The following is a 10,153-nucleotide window of genomic DNA, read 5'->3' as shown; positions in this document are numbered from 1 at the left end:
ATATAATTATTTTTGCTGCGATTCGTAGATCTATTATGTATCTATTTTACAACCACAGTTTCATATATCCTTGTATACATTTAACGTAAAAAAACTACATATCCCTCCAATTTCCCTGATAAACAAATCAATTACTCCTATGTTTTCTCCCCCTATATAAATTTCCTATCTTAATCTGTTGTTTTATACAGAAATATATATTTATACCTGTTTAAACCCAAACAAAAAAGGCCTCCTCAAGTCGATTAATTGTGCATAGCAAAATAAGCTAATTACACTAATCGGCTCAAAGAAGCCCTTTCAAAATTAAAGTAAGAAAAAAACTTACTTCTACAACTCAACCACAACACATAAGGTGTGGGAATGAACGGAATCAAATAAACTAACAATATACCTATATATTACAAAATACATAGGTTTATATCAAGATATTTTAAAATATTTCCAAATGCTGATTTTCATTCTTTATTTTCTTCCAAATAAAAAAGCATATAAATACTTTATTCTTTCCAAAACTGTTCCAATAGAATGACAATCACGGTACCCACGAGCAATCCATTCCTTAAAACATATTGTAAGGAAGAAGGAATGCCACTAAATGCGCTTTCTGGAAGAAACATTATTCCTAAACTGATTAATAATGTAATTCCTAATATAGTTAATCGGCGTTGATTTAATTCTTCGCTTAAAATCGATTGAAATGAAATGCCTATTACTTGGACAAATGTTGCTAAAAGTACAGCATTGGCAATAGGGCCTGGAAGCAAGGATATAAAGCTTACGATTGAGGGAACAAAAGAAATTCCTGCTAATATAAGACTTGCTATAAGGAACGACTTCAACTTTCTTTGTCCTGTTAATTGAATAAATCCTGCTGATGCAGGTAATGGTACAATACCAATTGTAGAAAACAACGACGAGATAATATGTGATATACCTCCGACCCATACACCACGGTTCAATGTTTGCTTTTCATTTTCTTTAGATAAGGGAGCTACTTGTTTTACAGCTGAAATAGCAGCAATTGTATTTGCAACTAAAAGAAATGTAAATAAAGTTGCAGTTAGGGTCATTCCAATATCCAATCTAGGTGTGCCCCAAGCAAATATCTCTGGTAACTTAACTAGCGTTGTATGTGTAGGCATATAAGATGATTCTCCTAAAAGAGTATACAAAAGCCAACCACATGAAATTCCAAGTAACACAGCGTACCTTTTCATCCATCCTGTCCCTTTAATTGATAAGAAAGTAATAAGGGCAAAAACAAAGAGCGCAATAATAGCTGTTGAATAATCAGGATGAGTTGCAGATCCTTGTAATCCCATCATTCCTTTTAGTAACACACCACTAAGTTGAAGTGCTAAAATTAAAAGAAATGTCCCTGTAACTAAAGGAGTAAATAAACGTAAGATTCGATGAACAAGCCCTGTTATACCAAGAACGAAGAGTAATATACCTGCAATAATTAACCCACCTTCTAAAAGTTGCAACACGTCTTTTGCACTTTGTCCCTGATGCATAGCAACTTGTCCCAGTATGACAAATATACTTATCCATGAACCGGCTGGACCATCCGCTATGGGATAACGATGCCCAAACCATGCTTGTATAAATGAACTTATTCCCACGACTAAAAAAGTTCGCTGCATTAATGTTGAAATATCTTCTACTGATAAATGGAATATGCCACCAATAATGATAGGCAATGCAATTGCATTTGCTAATAGAAACACAAACCACTGTAGAATACTAAAGCTTGTATTAAAGTATTTTTTATTCATATTATTCTCCTTTACTGAAAAAGAATCTCATAGTAAAAATCCATCCTTTCTACACAGTTAGATTAAAAAGGATGGATTTTGTAAATCTGTAAAATCAATTTAATTGTATAGATAGATTTTTAATTAATTACCATGCACGAAATGGTAAGAATTTCCCATTAAGTGTAATAACGATACGAGGATCGCCACCTTTTGGATCTTCTTGTGTATCCACACCTAAATTGAAGTTAATTGCACTCATTACACCTTCACCAGCTTTTTCTAAGATTAATTCTCTAAGAGTTGGTGCGTATTGTAACATCATTTCATATAATCGATATAAGATTGGGTCAGTAGGAGGCATTTGCATTACTTGACCTCTAAGTGGAACTACTGTTAATGCCTGAACTACTTCTTCATCTAATTCTAATAGTTTACCGATTTTTTCTGCCTCCGGACGTGTCATTGTAGCCTGCCCTAATAATGCTGTTACAACCCAAGTCTCAGAATTTTCACTTACTTTTGAAATTTCTTCCCATGTTAAACCTTTTGCGATTTTTGCTTCCATAATTTTTTGCGTAGCTTCTTGTCTATTCATATTTAATAACTTCCCTTCATTTAAGTAATGATTAATGTTTCATACCATTTAATGTTTTATATCCATCAACTACTACATCTAATTTACCTGTGTGAGGATCAATAACTAAACCATGTACAGGAACATCTTTTGGAATAAGTGGATGATTTCTTACTAAATCAACATTAGCTTGAGTCGAATCACAGATATCATCGAATCCAAATAGCCATTTTTCAAGGTCAACACCAGCATATTCAATTGCTGCTAAAATTTCTGGTGAAGCTACTCCACGATCTAATATTTTTTGAAGTGTTCCTTTGGGATTAGTTTGGCTTGCACCACATCTATGGTGTCCGATAAGAAAGATTTCATCTGCATTTAGATCATATACTGATGCTACAACACTTTGCATGACACTATCGAAAGGAGAAGCAATCTTACCACCTGCATTTCTGATAACTTTTGCATCTCCATCGTGTATATCTAAAGCTTTTGGAAGTAGCTCAATTAAACGAGCATCCATGCAAGAAACAACAACCATACGTTTCTTAGGCATTTTTGTTGCTTCACGGGGGGCGTATTTCTTATTTTCTACAAATTTTTCATTGAACGATAAAATATCTTGTAATAACATATTTGTAACCTCCTTTAAATCTAGATGTATTTTTTTGTTGCGTCCTCTGTGTTATAAGTAAATATAACTAATAAACAATGCGATGTAAGAGAATAAACTTAGTATAGTGAATTGTATCGATAAGCTGAATAAGTTGGCGAAACACTTTCTGCTTTTCTACTTTCACGATGAAAGGATTGGTTTATATTATTGATCAAACAGATTTTGAGATACTGAAATTATTAGGAGAAAACTCAAGAATACAATGGAAAGAACTAGGTCAAAAAATACATATGACTGGGCAGGCTGTAGGAAATCGAATTAGGAGATTAGAGGATTTAGGGATTATTGAACAATATACAATCGCTATAAACCGAATCAAACTAGGACAAACCGTGACTGCATTTGTTACTTTGTTTGTCACATCAGCTAATCATCAAGAATTTATGGATTTCTTTCAAAAAGAAGAAGAAATATCTGAAGTACATCGTGTAAGTGGTGAAGGATGTTATTTATTAAAAACACATTTTTCTTCTAATGAAGAATTGGATAACTTTCTAGGTCGACTATTAAAATATGGGAATTATCGTGTTAACCTATCAATAGGGAAGTTAAAATAAAGTCTTTTTTCTTCCGAGGGGATAAGTTATTTTCTAATCCTTATTTCTATAGAGATAATAAGAGCCTTACTACAATTTATGTGTAGTAAGGCTCTTTAAATACTTATTAAATGCTATCTAATTGGCAGGGACTACCACATTAAAGGTAACCCCTTTTCATAATTATTGACTTACTTTTGCTATCTCCTTTAAATATCTTTGCATATTTTGATTTACTGCATAGACATAACATCCATTTATTCCGCGAGATAATAATACATAATAAATACGTTTAATATAGGATGTTAACTCCTCATTATTTATATCTGTTCCCTTAATTGGAAGACCGTTTCGATCTTTATATTCTTTTGGATTCACTACAATCTTAGCCTTATTTAAATCATAGTCTCCATTTTCTTCACCTGCGTAATCACAATCAATTTCAGCTCCTAAAATCACTCCAACATAATTTAAATCCGCACCTTGTGTAGTATGTATACATCCTATTTCCTCTATACTATTCTCAAAGTTAATCCAACCTTTTACCTTTGAGTTCCATTTGAATGTCTCACCTGTAACGGGATCTTTTATATCATAGTGATTTTTATCCTTTTGTGTAATCCATTCCCAAGAATAACCTGCGACTACACGACATAATTCATGTTTTTCATTTAACATTTTCATAGATTCATTTAATTCTGTAATAGAGTCCATTACCTTAAAGTCATAGCCCTGCAATAACCCTTCTTCATACACTCCAACATTATTTGCTATTTGTAAATATTTACGAAGCCATGCTAGATATTGATCTCCAGATTTTAAACGGAATTGTTTATGTAAGGGATGCCTCTTATAATTCGCTGTCAACCGTTGGAATGCATCTGTATCTATATCTGCTGGTCGAATCGTTTGGTATGGATCATAAACTATTGTTAAATGATATGCAAATGTTTCTATTAATTCCAACTCGTTTGTATAACCATCATCAGTAACTAAATGTTTTAAATCACGTGCTTGTTTACCAAAATATTGTTTCAGACGATGAGCTTCATCTACAAAAACATATTTATATTTAGATCCTCTATTTTTTGCTTTCTTAATAAATAATGAAGGTGAAAGTACTGTAATACCTTGTAAACCTAGTTTTTTCATTAAACTCTTATATAAATTTAAAGAATGATTTTGTGGGACAATAAGTGCAATGTCTTCATGAGACTGCCCCTCACGTGCTTTACCAGTTTTATCGTCATAAGCAAGCGCATATAAGATATTTGTTAATACAATTGTTTTACCGGTACCCGGGTCCCCTGTAATCAAATGTCGACTATTTGATGTAGTAAGCATTGTATTAAAAATGTATTTGCAAACCTCAATTTGATTTGCCGATAACTCTTTAAATGGTGAATATTTATAAATAAATTTATTATGTATCTCGCCTAAATTCTCACTAGCTATACCTTCTTTCATTAACTGAGCCCAAATTTCTCCAAACATATTTTCAACATTTTCAATTCCATTATAGGAATGAATTTTTTGTCCTCTGACTTTATTCAGTAAGTTAAATTTTTCATCCGCTAATAAATATTCAATTAATAATGTTTCAATATGTTTAATTGAGCTTTCATTAAATAAATCACTCTTTATCACAATAACTTCCTTGAATGTTTTATCTTCATCATTTAAATGTGCAATGAAACGGCCATAAATATCTGTGGACTTACCTACATATAAATTCTTTTTATCTCGTTGAATATAAACTACTGGTATTCCATCTATTTTAGGGTCTCTAATACAACCTTGCTCAAACTCTTTTCGCTTCTTTTTAATGATGTAAAATGATGATAATTTTGCTGCAAATGATAGCATTTGAATAACTCCCTACTTTTTAATTTTAAGAATATTTGAGGATTTGTGGATTGCATACTTTTAAAATACAATCCATACATCCAAATCATGATCTCAACCATCTGCTTTCTCATAACCATTTCAAAAAACTGTAAAACGATTATCGCTTTACAGTTCGTTATATTTTTTATTACTTCCAAATGCTTTTTCTACAGGATATTTCTCTGCATTCTTTTCCAACTTAGCATGTACTACTTCTTCTAGATCAATATTTAATTTATCACTTAGCATAAGTAAATAAATCATTACATCCGCCATTTCTTCTTTCATTTTCTGCATTTTGTTTCTATGGCTTTTTCACTAGGCTTCCATTTTAACATTTAATTTTAAGCGGATTCCCTTCACATATTTAATTATTGAAAATGGTTAACTTTTAATCTTATTATGTATAAAGTATTCAGTATATTTAAGCTGTCTAGTCATATTAGCGCGCGAATTACTAGACTTATCTTCTATAGAGTTCCCATCAGTTATAGCAATTTGATTATATGCTGAATCAGAAACTCGCTGTTCACCATTTTCAATTTCAAGAAAATTAAGAATAAACCTTTTTAGTTCCTCTTCATAAACATTCTCTAGTGCCTTGCTATCTATTTCTTTGTTTAATTTCTTTAACAAAATCAATGCATTTTTAAGTCTTTTAACTTTTCGTGGTTCTACTTTAGATGCATTTTTCCGAACAGTTTCCCTAATTACCTTTATCTCCAATTCAGTAAATGATGGGGATTTTTGTCTGTTACTATTTAATGAGCTATGTTGAGCGCTTTGCTGAACCGAACCTACTTCACCATTAGCTTGTTCTAGCATTTCTCCTTCATCATTATCTGCTGGTAATTTTTCTGATTTATTATCTCCAATCTCCTTATCTTCCTTAAATAATTCTTCCATTAGTTTAGTATAATCAATCTCCTCTTCCAAATATACTGTTAAATCCAAATATTTATCCATATACTCCTTACCCAATTTGTAAAAGTTTAAATATGCATCTTTTCCTTGACCCTCAACATATCCTTCATAATTTCTATAACTATTTATAAACAACTGGTTATCATCTAACGAAACACTTTTCCCAATTACCGGAAACAACATATCTTGGTTAAAAGAAAAGATAAAAGATATTACTGATTCATCCGAATTATCATTTTCGGCATTACTTTTTTTTATGAATTGCTTATTATTTAGTCCTTTAAACAATTGTATTAATTCTATAATATCTGGTAGTAAATCCTTATGCATACGATCCATTTCATCTAAGACTAGTAATATTTTTAAGTTCTTTTTCTTTTTAATTTTATTTATTAAAGAAATTAACTGTTCATACTCCTTGGTACTCCGAATAAAACTACTCTCTTCATTTCTATCATCCTGTAAAAATACGTTTTGTTTAAATATTAATGTTCTTGTTTTAATTAATGTAAAAACTAACGTTATTACGGTTAGCAATGCTGTGGTTTCCTTATAATCTTTTGGTATTATCGGTGCATTGGGAAAAGATTTAGTAATAAGATAGTATATGCCAATCAACGATAAGAAAAGTAGAGTAATTAACTTCCATCTTCTTTTTAACCAAGATAACAAATTATTAAGGAAAAATTTTGTTTTAAAGCTAAAGAAATTACACTTAAAAACCTTATCTTGTTCTTCCGCTCTTTCTTGCTTTTTTGATATCTTCTTTTTTTTCATTGTTGATATTTCATCAAGTAGTTTATTTAATATGGTAATCCATAATTTTTCTTTTTTATGAAATAAAGAACAATCTACCTTGCATACTAAATATTTATTAGTCTCAGATTCGGTAGCCTCAATATTCTTTGTTAACATTTCGATAAAGGAACTTTTCCCCATTCCCCACCTCGAAAAAATCCCCATATACAGAGGAGTTGAATTACCTTCATTATACTCAGTATAAAAACTACTAAGTTCATTAACTAAAAGTTCTCTTCCTAAAAGATCGTTACTTGCTACTTGATCACTTAATCCATCTTCTCCCTTTGGATTTGAATTATTTAGCTTATATAAACTCTCGCTGGCTAGTTCTTCCTTAATTAACTGATTCCAAATTTCTTTAAACATACTCTCAACATTTTCAATCCCTTTATAACGGTATATCCTTTGGCCCCTTACTTTATTCAGTAAGTTAAATTTATCATCTACAGATAAGTATTCTATTAACAATGTTTCAATATGCTTAATTGCACTTTCATTAAATAATTCACTTTTTATTACAATAACTTCATTGAATGTTTTACTTTCATCATTTAAATACGCAACAAAACGCTCATATATATCTGTGGACTTACCTACATATACATTCTTCTTATCTCGTTGAATATAGACTACTGGTACTTTATCAATTTTGACGTCTCTCGTAGAACCTTGCTCAAAATCTTTTCGCTTCTTCTTAATTATTTCAAATGAAGATAATTTTGCTGCTACTGATATCAATTAATGACCCCCACTTTTTAAGTTAAAGAATATTCGAGAGTGGTGAATATTGTATACCGTTTGAATCCAATACAGACTTACAACTCAAAATCCCATCCCTCTTCTTTTACATATTTATTTCAAAAAACTGTAAAACGATAGTCGTTTTACAGTTCATTATATTTTTTATTTTTTCCAAATGCCTTTTCTACTGGATATTTCTCTGCATTCTTGAGTAATTTAGCATGTACTACTTCTTCTAGATCAATATTTAATTTATCACTTAGCATAAGTAAATAGATCATTACATCGGCCATTTCTTCTTTTATTTCCTGCATTTTCGTCTCTGTTGCTTCTTCACTAGACTTCCATTGAAAAGCCTCAAGCAACTCTGATGCTTCTAAATTTAAGGAAATTGCTAGATCCTTCGCATTATGAAACTGCCCCCAATTTCTCTCATCTCGAAATTTTATTACTGCCTTTTGCAAATCTTCCATCACCATTAATCTCCTCTCAATTACTTATTATCTCTTTAAAACAAAACTCATTACATCTGGAATTCCATCTAATTAACCTTAATCCAAATATAATTATCTTCATATTTAACATTTAATTTTAATCGAATTCCCTTCATATAGTCCCCTAATTGTCTTGTAAAATCCTCATCATTGGATTGATCATATTTATCTATGTCTAGATATAACTTGAATATATTCCCTTTCGTTAAATCAAACTCCCATTTCAAAAAATTAAGTAGCATATTTTCCTTACTCATGTAGTGATTCGCTTCCATATAATCTAGTAATTCATATAGATTATAGTATACCAAGTTATTTGGTTTAAGCTCTTCACATTTGGGACAATATTCTCTATATCTATCTTGTAATTGCATAATCATTTCTGTTCCACATTGATTACAGTTATACATGTACCATTCCCCTTTACTGGATAACACAATTCGTCTCTCTTATGTTCTTCCTGTCCTTGAAGTTTAAAATTATACTATTTTACTTTAAAAATATTCCTCTTATGCCACTTAAAGTATAATTTATTCTCCGGTTGAATTCCTATCTTAGCTTTTGGTATTAATCCAAATTTCAAATAATCTGTTTCCACTATTAATGAGGAAATATGCAGTCGTCCCTGTCCATCAAATGTGATAAACCCTTTATCATAAAGAGCATCATGATTACAGCACAGTAGTACACCGTTATACGGATCTAAGCGTTCCATACTTGTACTATCTTTCCATGGCTTAGAATGACTTGCTCTTAACAATTCTGGTAAATTTATTCCGCATAATGCACATTTTCCGTTCCAAATCTCCATTAATTCCTCTCTAAATTTTTGCTGTCCAATTCGTATTTTCGCTTTCACTTCGGATTCCGTCTCAGCTATAACCGGAATTAATGTATTGTTTTCTGTCCTTCTTACCGGATCAACTGCCAACTCTAATTGCTCATCATTTATTTTATAAATGTTTGAATCACCAATTAGTTCCATTAATTTAAGGGCTAATTCTTCATTACATGGATATAAATAACCTTGGTTTCCATTTGCATCTGATTGAAAAGGTGAATATTTAATTGGCAACAGGTGCGATATCTCTTCAAATTTCTCACGTATATTAATTGGTTTTTCTAACTCATGAAATTTTAAAGATACCAAATAGCCTTCATCATTCCATTGATCATGGCTTTTCATAATAGATGGTTTATTCGATTCCTTACAATCCTCTTCAGCTATACTAAATGCTACAATATTCCCTTTTACATAATGAAAGATTCGATCCCCCTCTTTTACATCCATCATTCTTTTCCATGAATGTGGTACATTACCGCCTCTATCCTTTTTAGGTGACCAAATAATTTCTAATCCTTTTTCCTCTTGATATGTATGCCCCTGCATAACAATAAAATGATTCATATACTCTCTCCTAAAGCGTTAACTCATTACGCTGTTTTCTATTTAATATAACACTAAAAAACTCTCCTATGATTAGCAAATTGTCTGTTTCATTTTCAATACCAAACAACCTTTTCTACAGAAAAATTCTGCAATTCCTTTTACTCAACAATTGAGAAATTCAATTTTATAACCATTTATAACAACAAAAGAGTTGACCCAAAAGGCCAACTCTTCTATTTAAAATTATTTATTTCTCTTCTTCTTCTTTTTTTGCAATTTCCCGTTCATTTTTAGCGATTAAATCATGAAAATGTTCTTCTTTATTTTCTTCAATATAATTCATAAGGTCTTTAAATTCCATTTATAT

The 10,153-nt window shown here is 31.0% G+C and carries 9 protein-coding genes and 1 pseudogene; 1 reads left to right on the top strand and 9 read right to left on the bottom strand.

The window, feature by feature from the left end; translation table 11 throughout:
- Window positions 1-500: 500 nt before the first annotated feature.
- The 3 genes from GBN78_RS26305 to GBN78_RS26295 all read right to left on the bottom strand — a co-directional run bounded on the left by GBN78_RS26305 (window position 501) and on the right by GBN78_RS26295 (window position 2,971).
- Window positions 501-1,781: a purine/pyrimidine permease gene (locus GBN78_RS26305; protein WP_152127868.1), complete on the bottom strand. Its 1,281-nt coding sequence runs from the start codon at window positions 1,779-1,781 to the stop codon at window positions 501-503.
- Window positions 1,782-1,908: 127 nt separating this feature from the next.
- Window positions 1,909-2,358, bottom strand: coding sequence for a cyanase (gene cynS / locus GBN78_RS26300; protein WP_016090269.1), 450 nt, complete (start codon window positions 2,356-2,358; stop codon window positions 1,909-1,911).
- Between the two features lie 31 nt (window positions 2,359-2,389).
- A complete protein-coding gene (locus GBN78_RS26295; protein ID WP_000926479.1) occupies window positions 2,390-2,971 on the bottom strand; it encodes a beta-class carbonic anhydrase in 582 nt (193 codons plus the stop codon).
- A 167-nt stretch (window positions 2,972-3,138) separates the two neighbouring features.
- Between GBN78_RS26295 and GBN78_RS26290 the strand changes: the two genes are divergently transcribed.
- Window positions 3,139-3,570 (top strand): Lrp/AsnC family transcriptional regulator, encoded by a 432-nt coding sequence (locus GBN78_RS26290; RefSeq protein WP_000677474.1) that lies wholly within the window; start codon window positions 3,139-3,141, stop codon window positions 3,568-3,570.
- 162 nt (window positions 3,571-3,732) lie between these two features.
- Here GBN78_RS26290 and GBN78_RS26285 read toward each other — a convergent pair whose 3' ends face one another.
- The 6 genes and pseudogenes from GBN78_RS26285 to GBN78_RS26260 all read right to left on the bottom strand — a co-directional run bounded on the left by GBN78_RS26285 (window position 3,733) and on the right by GBN78_RS26260 (window position 9,804).
- On the bottom strand, window positions 3,733-5,415 hold the full coding sequence (locus tag GBN78_RS26285) for a DUF2075 domain-containing protein (protein ID WP_076775793.1): 1,683 nt from the start codon (window positions 5,413-5,415) through the stop codon (window positions 3,733-3,735).
- Between the two features lie 147 nt (window positions 5,416-5,562).
- Window positions 5,563-5,768 (bottom strand): annotated as a pseudogene (locus GBN78_RS26280) (MazG-like family protein); the annotation flags it as partial.
- A 52-nt stretch (window positions 5,769-5,820) separates the two neighbouring features.
- Window positions 5,821-7,899: a P-loop NTPase fold protein gene (locus GBN78_RS30445; protein WP_193224759.1), complete on the bottom strand. Its 2,079-nt coding sequence runs from the start codon at window positions 7,897-7,899 to the stop codon at window positions 5,821-5,823.
- Between the two features lie 146 nt (window positions 7,900-8,045).
- Window positions 8,046-8,375, bottom strand: coding sequence for a nucleotide pyrophosphohydrolase (locus GBN78_RS26270; protein ID WP_098321878.1), 330 nt, complete (start codon window positions 8,373-8,375; stop codon window positions 8,046-8,048).
- 68 nt (window positions 8,376-8,443) lie between these two features.
- Window positions 8,444-8,806, bottom strand: a complete 363-nt coding sequence (locus tag GBN78_RS26265) for a hypothetical protein (RefSeq protein ID WP_098321877.1) — start codon at window positions 8,804-8,806, stop codon at window positions 8,444-8,446.
- Between the two features lie 74 nt (window positions 8,807-8,880).
- The gene (locus GBN78_RS26260; protein WP_152127867.1) at window positions 8,881-9,804 is read right to left on the bottom strand and encodes an HNH endonuclease; all 924 of its coding nucleotides are present in this window, start codon (window positions 9,802-9,804) and stop codon (window positions 8,881-8,883) included.
- Window positions 9,805-10,153 lie beyond the last annotated feature (349 nt).

Origin of the sequence: Bacillus sp. B2-WWTP-C-10-Post-4 (assembly GCF_009183805.1) — a bacterium.
GTDB classification, from domain to species: Bacteria; Bacillota; Bacilli; order Bacillales; family Bacillaceae_G; genus Bacillus_A; species Bacillus_A cereus.
The sequence above is the reverse complement of the archived record's forward strand: the minus strand, read 5'-3'. Positions and strand labels throughout refer to the sequence as shown.